The 17992-nt window shown below is 71.3% G+C and carries 16 protein-coding genes; 7 read left to right on the top strand and 9 right to left on the bottom strand.

The features are described 5' to 3' along the window. Window positions 1-47: 47 nt before the first annotated feature. Both dapD and ACZ5AJ_RS08715 read right to left on the bottom strand, forming a co-directional pair. Window positions 48-1013, bottom strand: coding sequence for a 2,3,4,5-tetrahydropyridine-2,6-dicarboxylate N-succinyltransferase (dapD, locus tag ACZ5AJ_RS08720; protein WP_464132897.1), 966 nt, complete (start codon window positions 1011-1013; stop codon window positions 48-50). A gap of 172 nt (window positions 1014-1185) precedes the next feature. Further along, on the bottom strand, window positions 1186-2226 hold the full coding sequence (locus tag ACZ5AJ_RS08715; protein ID WP_464132892.1) for a hypothetical protein: 1041 nt from the start codon (window positions 2224-2226) through the stop codon (window positions 1186-1188). Window positions 2227-2275: 49 nt separating this feature from the next. Here ACZ5AJ_RS08715 and ACZ5AJ_RS08710 point away from each other — a divergent pair, with 49 nt between their 5' ends. The 4 genes from ACZ5AJ_RS08710 to ACZ5AJ_RS08695 all read left to right on the top strand — a co-directional run bounded on the left by ACZ5AJ_RS08710 (window position 2276) and on the right by ACZ5AJ_RS08695 (window position 6499). Further along, window positions 2276-4075, top strand: a complete 1800-nt coding sequence (locus ACZ5AJ_RS08710; RefSeq protein ID WP_464132889.1) for an FAD/NAD(P)-binding protein — start codon at window positions 2276-2278, stop codon at window positions 4073-4075. Window positions 4076-4080: 5 nt separating this feature from the next. After that, window positions 4081-5259: a succinyl-diaminopimelate desuccinylase gene (dapE, locus tag ACZ5AJ_RS08705; protein WP_464132885.1), complete on the top strand. Its 1179-nt coding sequence runs from the start codon at window positions 4081-4083 to the stop codon at window positions 5257-5259. A gap of 97 nt (window positions 5260-5356) precedes the next feature. Then, window positions 5357-6094, top strand: coding sequence for an LOG family protein (locus tag ACZ5AJ_RS08700; protein ID WP_464132882.1), 738 nt, complete (start codon window positions 5357-5359; stop codon window positions 6092-6094). A gap of 234 nt (window positions 6095-6328) precedes the next feature. Then, window positions 6329-6499: a DUF3117 domain-containing protein gene (locus ACZ5AJ_RS08695; protein ID WP_464132880.1), complete on the top strand. Its 171-nt coding sequence runs from the start codon at window positions 6329-6331 to the stop codon at window positions 6497-6499. Window positions 6500-6663: 164 nt separating this feature from the next. On the opposite strand, the gene ACZ5AJ_RS08690 is transcribed toward ACZ5AJ_RS08695, so the two are convergent. Beyond that, window positions 6664-7317 (bottom strand): O-methyltransferase, encoded by a 654-nt coding sequence (locus tag ACZ5AJ_RS08690; protein WP_464132877.1) that lies wholly within the window; start codon window positions 7315-7317, stop codon window positions 6664-6666. Between the two features lie 173 nt (window positions 7318-7490). Between ACZ5AJ_RS08690 and ACZ5AJ_RS08685 the strand changes: the two genes are divergently transcribed. Beyond that, window positions 7491-7931 (top strand): twin-arginine translocase TatA/TatE family subunit, encoded by a 441-nt coding sequence (locus ACZ5AJ_RS08685; protein ID WP_464132875.1) that lies wholly within the window; start codon window positions 7491-7493, stop codon window positions 7929-7931. Between the two features lie 146 nt (window positions 7932-8077). On the opposite strand, the gene ACZ5AJ_RS08680 is transcribed toward ACZ5AJ_RS08685, so the two are convergent. Genes ACZ5AJ_RS08680 through ACZ5AJ_RS08665 form a run of 4 tightly spaced genes read right to left on the bottom strand, consistent with a single transcriptional unit; the run spans window position 8078 to window position 12751 of the window. Then, window positions 8078-9226 (bottom strand): Mrp/NBP35 family ATP-binding protein, encoded by a 1149-nt coding sequence (locus ACZ5AJ_RS08680; protein WP_464132872.1) that lies wholly within the window; start codon window positions 9224-9226, stop codon window positions 8078-8080. Next, window positions 9223-9873, bottom strand: a complete 651-nt coding sequence (locus ACZ5AJ_RS08675; protein ID WP_464132868.1) for a DUF1003 domain-containing protein — start codon at window positions 9871-9873, stop codon at window positions 9223-9225. The genes ACZ5AJ_RS08680 and ACZ5AJ_RS08675 overlap by 4 nt, the downstream gene beginning before the upstream one ends. Window positions 9874-9875: 2 nt before the next feature. Next, window positions 9876-11213, bottom strand: coding sequence for a magnesium transporter MgtE N-terminal domain-containing protein (locus tag ACZ5AJ_RS08670; RefSeq protein ID WP_464132864.1), 1338 nt, complete (start codon window positions 11211-11213; stop codon window positions 9876-9878). After that, the gene (locus ACZ5AJ_RS08665; RefSeq protein WP_464132862.1) at window positions 11210-12751 is read right to left on the bottom strand and encodes an aminopeptidase P family protein; all 1542 of its coding nucleotides are present in this window, start codon (window positions 12749-12751) and stop codon (window positions 11210-11212) included. Before ACZ5AJ_RS08665 ends, ACZ5AJ_RS08670 begins: the two co-directional genes overlap by 4 nt. 37 nt (window positions 12752-12788) lie before the next feature. On the opposite strand from ACZ5AJ_RS08665, the gene ACZ5AJ_RS08660 reads away from it, so the two are divergent. Both ACZ5AJ_RS08660 and ACZ5AJ_RS08655 read left to right on the top strand, forming a co-directional pair. Beyond that, the gene (locus tag ACZ5AJ_RS08660) at window positions 12789-13649 is read left to right on the top strand and encodes a PHP domain-containing protein (RefSeq protein ID WP_464132858.1); all 861 of its coding nucleotides are present in this window, start codon (window positions 12789-12791) and stop codon (window positions 13647-13649) included. After that, window positions 13646-14275, top strand: coding sequence for a MarC family protein (locus ACZ5AJ_RS08655; protein WP_464132854.1), 630 nt, complete (start codon window positions 13646-13648; stop codon window positions 14273-14275). The genes ACZ5AJ_RS08660 and ACZ5AJ_RS08655 overlap by 4 nt, the downstream gene beginning before the upstream one ends. A 177-nt stretch (window positions 14276-14452) precedes the next feature. On the opposite strand, the gene ACZ5AJ_RS08650 is transcribed toward ACZ5AJ_RS08655, so the two are convergent. Both ACZ5AJ_RS08650 and ACZ5AJ_RS08645 read right to left on the bottom strand, forming a co-directional pair. Then, a complete protein-coding gene (locus ACZ5AJ_RS08650; RefSeq protein ID WP_464132851.1) occupies window positions 14453-16192 on the bottom strand; it encodes a DEAD/DEAH box helicase in 1740 nt (579 codons plus the stop codon). Between the two features lie 36 nt (window positions 16193-16228). Beyond that, a complete protein-coding gene (locus ACZ5AJ_RS08645) occupies window positions 16229-17977 on the bottom strand; it encodes a metallophosphoesterase (protein WP_464132846.1) in 1749 nt (582 codons plus the stop codon). Window positions 17978-17992 lie beyond the last annotated feature (15 nt).

The following is a 17992-nucleotide window of genomic DNA, read 5'->3' as shown; positions in this document are numbered from 1 at the left end:
GGAGCTCGGAGCGGGACCGTGGCGGGCTGTCGGGTCTGCTGCGCGCGTCAGTTCGCGTGCAGCGCCGCGTTCAGCTCGACGGTCTGGCCGGCCCGGGCGACGGCCTCGACGGCCCCGGTCAGCGAGTTGCGGCGGAAGAGCAGGTTGGAGACTCCGGAGAGGTCACGGGCCTTGACCACAGGGCGATCCTCGGAGGACTGCCCCTTCTCGCCGACGACGATCACCTTGGTCCCCGCGGTGATGTAGAGGCCGGCCTCGACGACGCAGTCGTCGCCGAGAGCGATGCCGACGCCGGCCTCGGCACCGACCAGGGACCGCCTGCCGATGCGCACCCGCTCGGTGCCGCCGCCGGAGAGAGTGCCCATCGTGGAGGCGCCGCCGCCCACGTCGGAGCCGTCCTCGACGACGACGCCCTGGGAGATGCGCCCCTCGACCATGGAGGTGCCGAGCGTCCCCGCATTGAAGTTGACGAAGCCCTCGTGCATGACGGTCGTGCCATCGGCGAGGTGCGCCCCCAGCCGCACCCGGTCGGCGTCGCCGATGCGGACGCCCGAGGGGAGCACGTAGTCGACCATGCGCGGGAACTTGTCGACGCTGTAGACCGTCGGGGTGCGGCCGGCGGCGATCAGACGCAGGCGCGTCTGCTCGAAGCCGGGCACCGCGCAGGGGCCCTCAGAGGTCCACACCACGTTGGTGAGCTGGCCGAACAGACCCTCCAGGTTCTGCTCGTTGGGCCGGACCAGCCGGTGGGAGAGCAGGTGCAGGCGCAGGTACGCGTCAGAGGCGTCGGCCGGCGGGGAGGCCAGCTCGATCGCGCGCACGACGACCTCCTGCACGGTGCCGCGGGTCTCGTCGGCATGAGCGGCGGAGGAGAGCTGTCCGTGCAGCTGCTCCCCGGTCGGATCGGCGGGGGCCTCGCCCAGCTGAGGGGCGGGGTACCAGGTGTCGAGGGTCGAGCCGTCGGCAGCGAGGGTCGCGAGGCCGATGCCCCAGGCATGAGTCGTCGTGGTCATGGGGCAAGTCTACGGAGACAGGGGGAGGGGGTTCGTGAAGGTCCGGTGTGCAGTCGGCCTCCGCCACCCGCCATGCGAGCCGGGCGGCGCGGCATGGCCCCCTCGACGCGGGGGCGATGGGAGCGGAGGCGATCGGAGCCGGGGCCCTCGACGCAGAGGACGTCTCAGCGTCTCAGTCCGAGGTGCGCCTCGAGCCGTATCGCCCGAGCCATTCGGAGGCCATCGAGCGTCGCATCCTGAGCTCCATCCGTCGCATGCGGAGGTTGAACAGCACCACCGCGATCACGAGCGCCGCCACCGCCGAGCCCACCAGGATCCAGCCCGTCGTGATCAAGGACGGATCATCCCTGCTGATCAGCATGATCAGCAGGACTGCGGCGCCAACGAACGCGCCCACGATCGCGAAGCCGGTCAACAGCACCGGCCCCACCACCATCACCAGCGTGACACCGACCGAGGTCATCTGCAGCGGGCGGCGGACGGGAATCCCGCGCCCCAGCTGCCCGGGACGCGACACCGCCCACTCCAGCATCCTCCGATCGCGTCGGCGCGTCGCCGCCCCTCCCACGACGGCCGCCGCGACCAGGGCGACCAGAGCGACCATCAGGAATCCCGTCCCCGTCGTCAGCGCGTCTCCGCGTGCCTGCTGCAGCAGCGAGCCGAGACCGCCCTCCTCCCCGAGCCGCCCGAGCTCGGCCACGGCGCTGTCCGCGCGGGCGAACAGCACCGTCGCAGCGAGCGCCACCAGGATGAGCACGCCTTCCAGCACTCGCAGCACCGTCTGACGTGCGGCCCTCTCGGCCTCAGCCGCCGAGGCGAGCTCATCCTCGATCCTCTCGACGCCCTCCTCGAGCGCCACTCGGCGCTCATCCCCCAGACGCGTCACGAACTCATCGAGATCGTCGCCGGCACGGAGCGTCGGCGCGTAGCGGGCGCGCTGAGGCGTCGTCAGCCATGCCGCCATGACCGTCGCGTCGGCGGTCGCCCGCTCGTGCGGCAGCCAGGGGGCGGCGGCGATCGACCGCAGGCGGGCGGCTCTGCGGCCGCCCAGCAGACCGGAGGGCATCTGCTGCAGATGGCGCGGAGGCGAGATGCGCCAGTCCTCTGACGGACCTGACCCCGACGCTCCGGACTCCGACGCTCCGGAGTCCGACCCTCGGGGCTCCGATCCGCGGCGCGGGCTCCCGGGAGGGAAGGGCAGCTGGTTCTCCATGCGCCCATGCTCGCACGAGCTCCCCGGCGGATCGGGTGATACTGAGTGGATGAGCGAGACCGCCGTCCCCACCGTCGATGCCGCCCGGACGTCTGCCCCCCTGCGGTCGATCGTCGTGGTCGGCGCGGGCCCCCGGGGGACCGCGATCGTCGAGCGGCTCGTGGCCGCGTCGACGCTGCCCGAGTGGCGGGCTCCGCTGACCGTCCATCTGATCGACCCGGACGTCGGCCGCGGCGGCGCCGTCTGGAGGGACGACCAGAGCGAGGTCCTGCTGATGAACACCACCACCTGCCAGACCACGCTCTACCCCGACGACAGCTGCCATCCGGCGCTCCCCGTCCTCCGCACGGAGACCCTCGCCGACCATCTCGCCGCCGAGGGCTGCGCGCCCACCGACTTCGCCTCGCGCGCCGCGCACGGCCGCTATCTCGCGCACGTCCTCATGACGGCGGAGGCCGACGCCGATCCCTCGCGGATCCGCATCGTCCGGCACCGCGCGGAGGCCGTCGACGTGACCGGCCCTGCCGACGGCCCCCAGCGGGTGCGCCTCGACGACGGCCGCGTGCTCACCGCCGACGCCGTCGCCCTCGCACTCGGACATCTGCCCACCGCCCCAGGACCCCGCTCCCAGCAGCTGGCCGACGCCGCCGAGCGTCATGGCCTCGTCCACATCGGGCCCTCCAACCCGCTCGACGTCGACTATGCCTCCCTGCTGGGTCGCGAGGCCGTCGCCGTGCAGGGGATGGGGCTGAACTTCTACGACGCGATCGGCATGATCACCGCGGTCGCCGGCGGCCGGTTCCTCCCCGACGCCGGGGCTCCCTCCGGCCTGCGCTATGCGGCCGGGGGAGGGGAGCCGCGCCTCGTCGTCGGCTCGCGCTCCGGCATGGTCTACCGGCCGAAGCCCGATCTCGGCGACATCCTGCCCGAGCCCTGCACGCTGCAGGTGCTCACCCCGGAGCGCGTGCTCGAGCTGGCCGTCCGCCCGGCGGGCGTGGACCACGAACGGGACGTCATGCCGCTGATGCTCGCCGAGCTGCGACGCGCGCTGCGCGGCATCGGTGCCGAGGAGCTCGCGAGCGACGAGGCGCTGATCCAGCTGCTGTTCCCCTTCGGACGTCGCGGGGGGCCGATCGCAGACGCGCATCGTCGCACCCGCGACGTGCTGCGGGAGGCCCTGCGCTGCGCGACCGCTCCCGACGACGCCTGGGTGCTCGTCTATCGCACGCTGATCGCACTGCGCATCCAGGTCAACCGTCTGATCGATCTCGGCGCCTACACGACCGACAGCGTCCGCCAGGACATCGACGGGCATCTGCGCAACGCCTTCGCCTCCTGGGCGTCGGGACCGCCGGTGCTGCGCGTGCGCCAGCTCCTCGCCCTCGAGGAGGCCGGACTGGTGGAGTTCACCGGCCCCGGCATGCATCTCGACATCGACGAGGAGGCCGGACGCTTCGCCGTCCGGGCCGGCGAAGGGCCGACGATCCTGTGCGACGGGGTGCTCGAGGCGCACCTGCCGCCCGTGGACCTCCCCGCCTATCGCAGCGCCCTGATCGGCGCCTGGCGCGAGCGGGGGGAGGTGCAGAAGGACTCGTGGGCATCCCGCGGAAGCCGACGACGCATGCTCACCGGCTCGATCGCCGTCGACGGCCTGTACGCGCCGATCGCCGCCGACGGGACCGTGCACGAGCGCCGGCTCATGGTGGGGATCCCGGTGTCCACCGCTCAACCGGGCTCGGCGATCACTGCCGAGCCCGGAACCGGACCGCAGCTGCTGCGCCACGCGGAGGCCGTCGCCCTGCGTCTCGCCCGCGCCGGGGGAGCGCTTGCGCCGCAGGTGGCACGATAGGGCGCATGAGCACCGCCATGCCCTCGCCCACCTCGGCATCCTCCGCGTCCTCGGCCGCGGGCTCCTCTGCGGCCCGCGTGTCCGTCCCCGTCCTCGACCCCCGTGCCGACATCGTCGACCTCACCGCGGCGATCGTCGACATCGAGTCCGTCTCCGGGGACGAGCAGACGCTCGCCGATGCTGTCGAGAGGGCTCTGCGCACCCATGCGCCGCATCTGTCGATCCTCCGCGACGGAGACACCGTCATCGCTCGGACGGAGCGCGGGCTGGGCCGTCGTGTGCTGCTGGCCGGTCATCTCGACACCGTCCCGCTCGCGGACAACCTGCCCTCTCAGCGGCGGACGATCGACGGGGAGGAGGTCCTCTGGGGGCGCGGGAGCGTCGACATGAAGGGCGGCGTGGCCGTGCTCCTGGCGCTCGCCGTCGAGGCTGACAGCGCCACCAGCGATCTCACCTGGATCTTCTACGACCATGAGGAGGTCGCCGCCGCCGACAACGCTCTGACGCGCATCGCCGCCGAGCATCCGGAGCTGCTCGAGGCGGACTTCGCGATCCTCGGCGAGCCCACCTCGGCGGGAGTCGAGGGCGGCTGCAAGGGGACCATGAAGCTCGAGGTCACGACTACGGGCGTCGCAGCGCACTCCGCCCGCGACTGGGTGGGGGACAACGCCATCCATCACCTGGCTCCCGTGCTCCAGAGGCTCGACGGCTACGAGGCCCGCCGTGCCGTCATCGACGGCCTCGAGTACCGCGAGTGCTTGAACGTCGTCGCGATCTCCGGCGGCATCGCCGGGAATGTCATCCCCGATCGCGCGAGCGCCACGATCAACTACCGCTTCGCCCCCGACACGAGCCCCGAGCAGGCCGAAGCGCACGTGCGCGAGCTGCTCGGGGGCCTGGACGTCAGCATCCGCGTCACCGACAGCGCTCCTGGGGCCCTGCCGGGTCTGGACTCCGAGCCCGCGCGCGAGTTCCTCGCGGCTCTCGGCGGCGACGTGCCGGTCGCGGCCAAGCAGGGCTGGACCGATGTGGCGCGGTTCTCCGCGCTCGGCACCCCAGCGGTGAACTTCGGGCCCGGTGACCCGCTGCTCGCGCACACCGACGACGAGCATGTGCCGCTGTCGGAGCTGCGCAGCGCCCTCGCGAGCCTGCGGCGGTTCCTGGTGCCCGGCTCCGAGGCCTGAGGCACCTGCCCGCTCTCGCCGGGAACAGGCCGGCCCCTCCCGCGGTGAGCGCGCCGGCTGCGCGGTGCGAGGGTGCGCTGCGTCTACCCTGGGGCTCATGACTCCCGAGGAACGAGAACGGCACCGTCGCGGACCTGTCACCTTCGCCGGTGGCCAGCGCCCCGCCCGCACCACCGACCAGAGCCTCTTGGAGCGTGATCCGGCGGGCGGATGGGTCCATATGGACCCGTGGAGGGTGCTGCGGATCCAGAGCGAGTTCGTCGAGGGCTTCGGCGCGCTCGCCGACCTGGGCCCCGCGATCTCCATCTTCGGCTCGGCACGGATCGCGTCCGATCATCCGGACTACCGCTGCGCCGTCGAGATCGCCCGCGGCGTCGTCGAGATGGGATACGCCGTCATCACCGGCGGCGGTCCGGGCATCATGGAGGCCGGCAACCGCGGCGCGAAGGAAGCGGGCGGCGTCTCCGTCGGCCTCGGCATCGAGCTCCCGCACGAGCAGGGCATGAACGAGTATGTCGACCTCGGCGTCGACTTCCGGTACTTCTTCGCCCGCAAGACGATGTTCGTGAAGTACTCCAGCGGCTTCGTCGTCATGCCGGGCGGCTTCGGGACGCTCGACGAGCTCTTCGAGGCGCTGTGCCTGATGCAGACGCACAAGATCAGCATGTTCCCGGTGGTCCTGGTCGGGCGCGCCTACTGGCAGGGACTGATCGACTGGGTCTCCTCCGCGGTGCTCGACCATGCGCTGATCAAGGCCTCCGACATCGATCTGCTGCGGGTCGTGGACACGGCCGAGGAGGCGCTCGAGGTGCTGCGCGAGGCCGCCGCACGATGACCGCGGTCAGCCCGATGGTGATCCTGCTGCTCCTGATCGCACTGGTGACGGCGATATTGATGGTCGCTGTGGCGCTCGGGAGGACGGGGGACGGGATCGCGCTTCCGCCGCGTCCGCGGCGTCGGCGCGCGAGCCGGTCCGAAGACCTGAGATAATGGCCACCGTACCCGGGCTGACCGAGGCCCCGTCCGGGGGGCCGAGCCAGGGACAGCGACACCATCTAGGAGGCACGCCATGGCTGCTATGAAGCCGCGAACCGGTGACGGACCGCTCGAGGTCGTGGAAGAGGGACGCAGCATCATCATGCGCGTCCCGCTCGAGGGGGGCGGCCGTCTGGTCGTCGAGATCGCCGAGTCCGAGGCCGTGGCTCTGCGGGATGCTCTCGAGGGCGTCATCAAGGCCTGAGGAGGCCTCCGCCTGAGGCGGGCGAAGGCCCCGCACCGATCCGGTGCGGGGCCCTTGTCATGTCCGGCCCGTCGGCCTGCAGCCGGTCCCGCGGGCGATGGCCGACGACGGGCGGTGTCCGCCCGATCGAGCCGAGGGGACGGGGCGAGCCGGCGGGCTGTCGGTCAGCCTCGCAGCACGGCGGCGAGGGTGCCGTCACCGCTGCCGACGAGCGCGGGGATCAGATCCTCCGCCTCGGCGACAGCATGCAGCAGACCGCGGACGTTCTGGGTCACGGCGTCGCGCGCCGTCGGATCGGCCACCCGGTCATGGTGCAGAGCATGCGAGATCACCAGGACTCCGCCGGGCCGCAGCAGCCGTCGAGCATGGGCGAGCAGGTCCAGCGCGTGAGCGGCATGCGCCGGGAAGGTCACCAGATCGTAGGCATGGTCGGTGAGACGGCCGACGACGTCGCGCGGCGTTCCCGCGATCGTCCGCATCCGACCGGAGCGGATCCCCGCCTCGGTCAGGGCCTCCCGTGCCGCGTGCTGGTTCAGCACCTCGGGATCGATCGTGGTGAGCACGCCCTCGGGATGCATCCCCGAGAGCAGGTACAGCGAGCCGACGCCGCTCCCGGTCCCGATCTCCACCGCGGAGCGCGCCTGCACGGAGGCGGCCAGCAGACGCAGCAGCGCGCCGGCGCCGGGCAGCACCGGATCGGTGCCCAGCTCATTGCCGCGATCACGGGCACGGGCGAGGACCCCCTCGTCGGGGAACAGCGTCGTCTCGTCGACGAACTCCTCGCCATGCGCCCAGCTGGCGACCTTTCCCGACGACATGGATCCACCCTCCTGCAAGCTCCTCGATCGCCTAAGGGTACGTCAGCCGAGAGCCCTCCCAAGGGCCCTCCCGGCGGCCGCGGATCCTGTGACGCATCACAGCTCCCCTCTGCCATAATGGGTCGGCGGAATGCGCGCCGTCCAGGCGCGAGCGGACGAGGTCAGGTGGACTAGTGAGCTTCTTCGGACTCAACGGCTGGGAGCCCGTCGTCCTGCTCGTCATCTTCCTCGTCATCATCGGTCCGCAGCGTCTGCCGGAGTACACGCGCAACATCGTCCGATGGGTGCGCCAGGCCCGTCGCTGGGTCGAGGACTCCCGCTCCACCGTCGAGGACGAGATGGGCATCGCCATCGACGATCTGCGCAAGTACGACCCCCGCCAGTACGACCCCCGCCGCATCATCCGCGAGGCCTGGGGCGACACCTCCGTCGAGGATCTCCTGCCCTCCGAGGAGGCGCTCACCGTCGCCGCCGGCGGGAAGGCGAAGACGAGGACGTCGGGCGGGAAGGCTTCGGGGTCGACCTCCTCGTCCGCGAAGAAGGGAACCGGGGGGAAGAAGTCCGCGAAGGACGACGGCCCCCAGCGCGCGCCCTTCGATCCCGAGGCCACCTGAGATCTCAGAACCCGCAGATGCTCTCAGAGCCCGCGGACGCACTGCGGCCCTGTGAGGAGCAGAGCACCTCACAGGGCCGCAGTGCGTCGTGGGCCAGGCGGTCCGTCAGGGCCCGTGCCGCGGACAGCGACGATCCGCTGGTGCTGTCAGCTGCGGGAGACCGACAGCGGCAGCTTCATGCCTCCCAGCCCGCGCGGTCTGTGGGTGAGCTTCCGGGCGACCTCGGTCAGCGCGAGGGCAGCGGGGGAACCCGGCTGGGAGACCACGAGGGGCGTGCCCGCATCGGACCCCTCGCGCAGGGCCGGTTCGAGGGGGACCCGTCCCAGCACCGGGACATCATGGTCGACGGCCGCTGACAGGGTGGCGGCGACGCGGTCTCCGCCACCGGAGCCGAACACGTCCATGACCGACCCGTCGGGCAGCGTCAGCCCCGCCATGTTCTCGACGACACCGGCGATGTCCTGCTCCGTCGACGTCGCCAAGGAGCCCACGCGCTCGGCGACGGACGCCGCGGAGACCTGCGGGGTGGTCACCACGACCATCTTCGCCTGCGGCAGCAGCTGGGCCACGGAGATCGCCACATCGCCGGTGCCCGGGGGGAGATCCAGCAGCAGCACATCCAGGTCGCCCCAGTAGACGTCCGAGGCGAACTGCTCGATCGCCCGATGCATCTTCGGTCCGCGCCAGACGACGGCCTGGCCCTCGGGCACGAACATGCCGATGCTCATCACGGCCACGCCGTGCGCCTCAGGCGGCATCAGCAGATCGGAGACCTTCGTGGGCTGGTCGGAGACGCCGAACATGCCGGGCATCGAGAAGCCATGGATGTCGGCGTCGATCACTCCGACGCTCAGCCCGTCGGCCGCCATCGCCGCCGCCAGGTTAGCGGTCACCGTGGACTTCCCGACCCCTCCCTTCCCGGAGGAGACCGCGAAGATCCGGGTGAGGGAGCCGGGCTGGTTGAAGGGGATCTGGCGTCTACCCTGGCGCAGCCGCGCGGTCAGCTCCCGGCGCTGCTCCTCGGTCATCGCCTCGGTGCTGACCTCGACGCGGCTGAGCCCCGGCACCGTCGCGACCGCCTCGGCCGTGTCCCGTTCGATCCGATCGCGCATGGGACAGCCCTCGATCGTCACCAGCACGCGGACCCGCGCCGTCGCGTCCTCGTCCACATGGATGTCGCCGACCATCCCGAGCTCGGTGATGGGGCGGTGGATCTCGGGGTCGATCACCCCGTCGAGAGCCTCGCGGATCCGCTCGATGCGGGGATCCTGCTCGTCGTGCGCGCTGGTGCTCACTTCTCCTGCGTCTCCTTCGGATGGTGCTCCCCGCCGGCGGCGAGGGCGGCGGCGATCTCCTCGCGGACGATCGCTCGCAGAGTCTCGGGATCCAGCTGGTCGGGGACAGCGGGACGCTTCGTCGGGAGGTCGGCATCGCCCTGACGGTCGTGGTCCGGGCCGGCCGCCTCGTCGAGGTCGTCGGCCAGGTCGCGCAGCTCGCCGCGGACGAAGTCGCGCGTGGCGACCTCGTTCAGCGCCAGGCGCAGGGAGGCGATCTCACGGGTGATGAAGTCCGTGGTCGCGTGGTTGCGCTCGTTGGACTGGCGGTCCTGCTCGGCCTGCACGCGGTCGCGGTCGTCCTGGCGGTTCTGCGCGAGCAGCAGCAGAGGTGCGGCGTAGGAGGCCTGCAGCGAGAGGATCAGTGTCAGCAGGGTGAAGTTCATGGAGCGAGGGTCGAACTGGGCCCGCTCGGGCATGACCGTGTTCCAGGTCAGCCAGATGGCGCAGAACAGAGTCATCCCCACCAGGAAGCCAGGAGTGCCCATCAACCGCGCGAAGCCCTCGGCGCCCCGCCCGAAGGCGTCGCCGGCGAAGGGACTGCGCAGGCGGCCGCGTCCGCGGCGCGGGGCCGGATCGTCCAGCGCAGGGGTGCTGCGTTCCGCCATGCCTACTCCTCCCTTCCGTGGTGCCCGTCGTGCCCGTCGCGCGCGGTCGCGCGCGCGATCTCCGACAGGTCGATCTGACCGGTGATGGGCGCCGGCTCGTCCTGCTCGCGCCAGTCATCGGGCAGGACGTGGTCGAGCACGTCGTCGACCGTCACCGCACCGAGCAGGCGCCCGTCCTCGTCGACCACCGGGATGGACACCAGGTTGTAGGTCGCCATCTCCCGTGTGACCTGCGACAGCGGCGCCGTCGGTTCGAGGGTGACGCGGTCCGCGTCGATGATCTCGCCGACGGCGCGGTCGGGTCTCTCGCGCAGGAGCTGCTGGAAGTGGACGATGCCCAGAAGACGTCCCGTCGGGGTCTCGAGCGGGGAGCGGCAGACATGGACCGTCGAGGCGAGCGCCGCGTGCAGCTCCTCCCGGCTGATCATCGCCAGGCACAGCGCGACCGACGTCTCCGGTGCCACGATCAGCGGCTCCGTCGTCATCAGACCGCCTGCGGTGTACTCGTCGTAGGCGAGCAGACGACGGACGTCCTCCGCCTCCTCCGGCTCCATCAGCTCCAGCAGCTCCGCGGCGACGGGCTCGGGCAGCTCCTGCACGAGGTCCGCGGCGTCGTCGGGGTCCATCGCATCCAGGATCTCGGCGGCGCGCTCCGAGGACAGGCCGGTCACGAGCTCGACGCGGGTGTCCTCGGGCAACTCCTCGAGGACGTCCGCGAGGCGCTCGTCGGCGAGCTCCCCGGCCAGCTCGACGCGGCGCTTGGGATCGAGCTCCTGCAGCATCTCGGCGAGATCGGCAGGGTTGAGATCCTGGTAGGAGGCGGCCAGCAGGTGGGCCGACTGCTCCGCCTGGGTGCCGTACAGACCGGTGACCTCCGACGGCCGGACGGTGAGGGTCTCCCCGCGCGACACCAGGCGCGTGAGCGAGCCCCCGCGCCGACGGCGCAGATGCAGGCGCGAGATCTCCCAGTCGCGATGACGATCCTGGTCCAGGGCGATGTCGACGACGGTCGCCTCGCCGGACCCGTCGGCGAGCTGCACCGCCCGGTCCAGCAGATCTCCGATCACCAGCAGCTCACCGCGCCTCTTCTCGAAGCGGCGCACGTTCAGCAGGCCGGAGGAGATCACCTGACCGGGGGAGATCGCGGTCACCCGGGTGATCGGAAGGAAGACCCGCCGCTTCCCGGGGACCTCGACGACGAACCCCACCGCGCGGGCCGAACCTCGCTCCTGCGGCATCACGACGACGTCGCGCAGCTTCGCCACCGCGTCCCCCAGAGGGTCGAACACGGAGGTGCCGGCGAGGCGTGCGGCGTAGAAGCGCGGGGCGGTGGAGCTCACCCCCTCAGACTAGCGATCCATGCCTCCACATCGTCGGCCCGGCGGGGTGCGGCTTTCGAGAGGTTCTCCACGCCGTCGGCGGTCACCAGCACGTCGTCCTCGATGCGGACCCCGATGCCGCGCAGCTCCTCGGGAGCCAGCAGGTCGTTCTGCTTGAAGTACAGGCCGGGTTCGATGGTGAACACCATCCCGGGGACGAGCTCGGCATCGAGGTACATCTCGCGGCGCGCCTGCGCGCAGTCGTGCACGTCCATGCCCAGATGGTGGCTGGTGCCATGGACCATCCAGCGACGGTGCCACTGGTTGTCCGGCAGCAGCGACTCCTCTGCGCTTCCCGGCAGCAGACCCCAGTCGGCGAGATGCCGGGCCACGACCTCCATGGCAGTCGCATGCAGCTCGCGGAACCGGATGCCCGGGCGAGCGATCGCGAAGACCGCGTCGGAGGCCTCCAGGACCGCGTCGTAGACCTTCCGCTGGGCGGGGGAGAAGGTTCCTGACACGGGGATCGTGCGGGTGATGTCGGCCGTGTACAGGGAGTCGATCTCGACGCCGGCGTCCACCAGCACCAGCTCGCCCTCGCGCACCGCGCCGTCGTTGCGGATCCAGTGCAGGGTGCAGGCATGGTCGCCGGCGGCGGCGATCGTGTCGTAGCCGACGCCGTTGCCGTCGGCGCGGGCGGTGCGCGCGAAGGCGCCCTCGATGACCCGCTCGCCGCGGGCGTGCCCGACGGCGTCGGGCAGCGCACGGACGACATCGGCGAAGCCCCGCAGAGTGGCCGCGACCGCCTCCCGCATCTGCTCGATCTCGAACTCGTCCTTGACCAGGCGCTGCTCGCTCGCGGCCTCCTTGAGGCGGGCGAACTCCTCGACGGTCTCCTGCTCGCCGGCGCCGGGCAGCCCGTTCTGGGAGCGGATCTCGCAGGCCATCGCCTCCACCTCGGCATCGACGCCGGGCATCACCGCGAGGGACAGCTGCGCGCCGACGTCCTTGGCGAGGTGGTCGCGCAGCTCATCGATGTGGCGCACCTCGATGCCCAGGCGCTGGCCGGCCTCGGCGAGAGTCGGGCGCCGCCCCACCCACATCTCGCCGTAGCGGGAGTCGGCGAAGAACTCATCGGAGTCGAAGCCCGCGCGAGGACGGAAGAAGTAGGTGGCCTCGGCGCGCGAGGGATCCTCCGCGGAGGGCTCGACGACCAGGACGCTGTCGGGCTCCTCATCGGTGCCCAGCCCCGAGTAGTAGGCGAAGGCGGTGTCCGGGCGGAAGGGATAGTCGGTGTCGTTGGAGCGCACCTTCAGGACCCCCGCCGGCAGCACCAGACGAGCTGCGGGCACCGCGCGCACCAGGGCATCGCGCCGCGCAGGGGTGAAGCGGGTCGAGGGCAGCGGATCGGCGTCGGGGACCGTCTCGTCCCATCCGGAGGCGATGAACTCGCGGAACGCGGCGCTGGTCGGACGCTGGGACCGGGTGTCCCCGCGCGAGGCGAGATCCTCAGCGGTGGTGCGGGTGCTGTCTGTGCTGTCGGTGCGCTCGGTGTTCACGCCTCGATCGTCCCACACCGCGGACTACCCTGGATGCATGACCGATAGCATCGACCTGCACGCCCACACGACCTGGTCGGACGGCACGGTCGATGTGGCAGCTCTGTTCCGGCGGGCCCGCACGGCCCGCCTGGACATGCTCGCCCTGACCGACCACGACACCGTCGCCGGCTGGGACGAGCTGCCGCGGGCTGTGCGCACCAGCGGCGTCGCCGCGGTACCCGGCATCGAGGTCTCCTGCGAGCACGGTCGGCTGAGCGTCCACGTGCTCGCCCTGCTGGTCGACCCCTCGGAGGAGACCGAGCTCGCCCGCGAGATGGAGCGTGCCCGGCGCTCCCGCCAGGAGCGGGCCCGGCGCATGGTCGAGCTGATCGGTGCCGACCATCCGATCAGCTGGGAGGACGTGCTCGATCAGGTGGCTGGGGAGACCACGGTCATCGGGCGCCCCCATATCGCCGACGCCCTCGTGCGGGCCGGCGTCGTCGCTGACCGCACCGAGGCCTTCCACGGGATGCTCGCGGCATCCGGACCCTATTACGTGCGGCACTATGCGCCCGATCCTGCGACGGCGGTGCGTGCGATCCGCGAGGCCGGCGGCGTCTCGGTCGTCGCGCATCCCGGTTCCGCCTCCCGGGAGGGGAACCTCCCGGTCGATCTGCTCGAGGAGATGATCGCTGCGGGGCTCGACGGGATCGAGGTGGACCACCGGGAGCACGACCGTGAGGTGCGCCACCGCCTGCGTCACCTGGCCGAGGACCGCGGCCTGCTGGTCACCGGCGGCAGCGACTACCATGGCGCCGGCAAGCCCAACCGGCTCGGAGAGAACCTCACGCAGCCGGACGTCCTGGACGCGATCACCCGTCGCGCCACGAGCAGCACCGAGGTCATCACCCCGTGAACCTGGTCGACCTGAGCTTCCTCACGGGAGCGTTCGTCACCCTCTTCGTCATCATCGACCCACCGGGCACCGTGCCCATCTTCCTGTCGCTCACCAGCACCATGACCGCGAAGCAGCGGTCCCGCGCGGCGCTGGTCGCTGTCGGGGTGGCGGTCCTGATCATCGCCGTGTTCGCGCTCTTCGGGAAGTTCATCCTCGCCTACATGAGCATCTCGCTGCCGGCGCTGCAGTTCTCCGGAGGTCTGCTGCTGCTCATCGTCGCGCTGCAGCTGCTCGCCGGGAAGGAGGGCGAGATGGCTGCGAGCGAAGGCGTGAACGTCGCCCTCGTGCCGCTGGGCACACCGCTGCTCGGCGGGCCCGGAGCGATCGTGGCGATGATGCTGTTCGTCGAGCAGACCGGGGGAGAGCCCGCGAGGATCAGCGCACTCGTCATCGCGACCATCCTGCTGGCGCTGAGCATGTACCTGGCGATGCGCTTCGCCTCCGTCATCGCGAAGGTCCTGGGCCAGGGCGGCGTCACCCTCGTCACCCGCATCGCCGGTGTCCTGCTCGCCGCGATCAGCACCCAGATGATCTTCGACGCCGTCCACTCGTTCCTCATCGACTGGGGGATGGTCGTCGGCTGACGAGCGGGGCTTCGCACAGGTCCTCTCCCCATGTCGCTGTCGGCTGTCGGCTGTCGGCTTGCGGCGCCGATGGCGCTCCCGGCGCGGGGCGGAGACCTCTCGATCACCTCTCTCACAGCATCGGCCCCGGACCGTGCGGTCCGGGGCCGATGCTGTGAGAGGTCCTCGCGGGCGGAGTCAGCTCTCCTGCGAGCTGCCTCCGCCGTTCGACGAGCCGCCGTCTCCGCGACCGCGGCCGCGGCCGCCGCGCGTGCGACGACGCTGGGGACGATCCCCGTCGGAGGTCTGCGCCCCCTGGCCCTGCTCCGATGCCGCCCCGTCGACGACCTCGCCGTTCACACGGCGGGTCCGGGTGCGCGAGCGCTGGCGACGGGGACGGTCCGACGACGTGCGCGCAGCGCCTTCCGAGTCCTCCGTGCGATCGGAGGAGCGGTCGCCGCCCTCGACGCGGGCTGCACCGCCCCGGCCGCCGCGGCCCGAGCGCCCGCCACGGCCGCCCCTGTCGTCGCGTCCGCTCCGCTCACTGCGTCCGCCGCGTCCGCCTCGGTCGCTCCGGGAGCGCTCGCGCGGGCCGTCGGGTCCGCCGAGATCCTCGATCTCCTCGGCGTCGAGGCCGGCGCGCGTGCGCTTCTCGCGAGGCAGCGTGCCCTTGGTGCCCTCGGGGATGTCGAGCTCGGTGTACAGGTGCTCGGAGGTCGAGTACGTCTCGACCGCCTCGGTGGACTCCAGTCCCAGCTGCCGGGCGATCAGCGCCCAGCGCGCCAGGTCCTCCCAGTCCACGAAGGTCACCGCCGTGCCCTTCTTGCCCGCGCGGCCGGTCCGGCCGGTGCGGTGGAGGTAGGTCTTGTCGTCGTCCGGGCAGTTCCAGTTGATGACGTGGGTGACATCGTCGACGTCGATGCCTCGGGCGGCGACGTCGGTGGCGACCAGCACGTCGACCTTGCCGTGGCGGAATGCCCGCAGGGCCTGCTCGCGCGCTCCCTGTCCCAGGTCCCCGTGCAGCGGCGCGGCGGCGAAGCCGCGGTCCATGAGGTCATGGGCGACCTTGTCGGCCTGTCGCTTGGTCCGCATGAACACCACCGTCAGCCCGCGGCCGCGAGCCTGGAGGATGCGGGCCAGCACCTCGATCTTGTCGAGCTGGTGCGCACGGTAGACGACCTGCTTGATGTCCGCCTTGGTGCGTGACTCGTCGCCGGGGTCATGGGCGCGGATATGGGTCGGACGGCTCATGAAGCGACGTGCGAGAGCCAGGATCGGCCCTGGCATCGTGGCGGAGAAGAGCATCGTCTGACGCTTCTCGGGGACTGCGCGCAGCAGCTTCTCGATGTCCTCCAGGAAGCCCAGATCGAGCATCTCGTCGGCCTCGTCGAGGACGGCGGTGCGCACCTGCGACAGGTCCAGATGCTTCTGCCGCATGAGGTCGATGAGCCGGCCGGGGGTGCCGACGACCACCTCGACGCCCTTCTCGAGGGCCTCGATCTGCGGCTCGTAGGCGCGACCGCCGTAGACGGTGAGGATGCGCACGGGACGCTTCGCGGAAGCATCCTGGAGGTCCTCTGCGACCTGGACGGCGAGCTCACGGGTGGGGAGGACGACGAGCGCCTGGGGCTTGCCGATCTCCCTGCCGTCGGGATTGGGCTCCCCGGGAGCGACAGCGGACTGCAGCAGCGGGATGCCGAAGCCGAGGGTCTTGCCCGTGCCGGTCTTCGCCTGGCCGATGATGTCGCGCCCCTTGAGCGCGACCGGCAGCGTCATGGACTGGATCGGGAACGGGTGGATGATGCCCTTCGCCGCGAGCGCGTCGACGATGTCGGCGCGGATGTCGAAGTCGGCGAAGGTCTGCTGGGGGCCGGAGCTCTGCTCGACGGCGCTGGAGGCCGACACGGCCTCCTCGGTGTGCGGGATGGTTTCAGGCACCGTTCAACTCTCTGGTCATGGATGTGCGCCTGCAGTCTAGCCCTCGCCGCCGTCGCTCACCTCGGGAAGGGGCGAGGCGGGATCCGTCGGGGTGACACGGTCCTCGTCGGGGAGGCTCTCGCCTTCGTCGACCTCCAGCTCCGTCGGGATCGGGGTCTCAGGGGTCTCGGCGCCCTCGGGCACCTCGAGGACGGACTCCTCGTCGGGCATCGAGGTGCGGTTGATCGAGATGGACACCAGGCCCAGGCCGCCCATCACGATGTCGTCATAGGCGACCAGACGCCCGGTCGTGCGGTCGAAGTAGAGCATCCTCGCGGTCAGGTCCAGGGGATCCTCGCCCTCGAGGACGGGGGCGACCCCGCCGGAGGCGAGGGCCCCGCCGGTCGAGCCGACCGTCAGCCAGTCGGTCCCCGAGCCGTCGCGGTCCAGCTCGACGTCCGAGGTGTGCATGTGACCGGACAGCACCAGCGGCACGCGCCCCTCGAGACCCTCGGGCTGCGTGGGATCGTGGATCAGGGCGAGGTCGACGGTGTTCTCGGGATTCTCCTCATCCCAGGCGGTGATGGTGTCGCCGAGCTGGTAGGCGGAGGCGGCGACCGCGTCCTTGCCCTCCTGCCACCCGGTGGTGTCGGAGTCGTCGTCGGCCGCGAAGCGGGGATCGCCGATACCGGCGATGGTCAGTCCTTCGACCTCGGCGACCTCGTTGTCCAGCACGATCGCATTGTCCTGGGCGGCGATCGCCGCAGCGGTCGAGGAGCCGTCGTGGTTCCCCATGATGTACACGTACGGGACGTCGAGCTGCCCGATCGCGGTGAGCTGATCGTGCTCGAACTGGGTGCCCCAGGAGACGATGTCACCGGTGTCGATCACCAGATCGATCGCGAACTGCTCCTCGAGCTGGTCGATGACGTCGAAGGCCTGCGGATTGTCGTGGATGTCCGAGACGTGCAGGACGGTGATGATCTGGGTCTCGTCCAGGCCCACGGGGAGGGAGTCCGCGGCGATGTAGAGGGCGGAGACCTGGCTGACGAACTCCGCGAGCGTGGCGCGGTAGCTCGAGTAGTCGGCGAGAGTGCTGTGGCCGAGGTCGGCGATGTAGGTGACCTGGGTGAGGAGACCGTCGAAGGTCGGCTCGTACAGCGCCTGCGGGCGGAACGTCGCCGAGGTCGTGACCACGCCCGCGGCGACGACGGCCACGGCGCTCCCGGCGGAGAGGAGCGAGCGCCGCAGGCGGCGGAAGGTCATCGCCACCGCGAGGCCGGCGCCCGCCGCGGCGAACGTCGCGTTCAGGAGCGCGTTGCGGGCGGCGGCCGCGGTCAGCGCCTCCGGGGCGGTGTCCTCGAGCTCTGCGAGCGCGTCGTCGGAGTACAGCAGCTCCTGCGCCGCCTCGATGTCCACATTCTTCACGCGGGCTTCGATGCGCACCGGCGCAGTGTGGGTGTCGAAGTCGACCTCGCCGACGGGCGGCAGCAGGATCGCGGTCTCGGAGTGCAGCGAGGGACGCATGTGGACGGTCGCGGTGAGCGGCCCGATATCGACCTTGCTGGCGGGCACCAGCAGGATGCCGACGATCGCGCCCAGCAGAGCGACGATCGCGGTCGTGCTGATGTGGGCGAAGCGGAGTCGCCGCAGGCGGCGCCTGCGGCGGCGTGCGCGCTCGCCCTCCTCGGACCCCTCGGCCTCGGACTCGGCGCCTTCGGGGTCAGGCCCTATGCGCTCCACGTCCTCCGGCCGCGCGGTGTCCTCCGGCCGCGCGGTGTCCTCAGGTCGCTCCGCGTCCGTCACGATGCGGGGGCGGGC

The organism is Brachybacterium zhongshanense (assembly GCF_055385755.1).
This window is presented reverse-complemented; position numbering and strand designations above follow the sequence as displayed.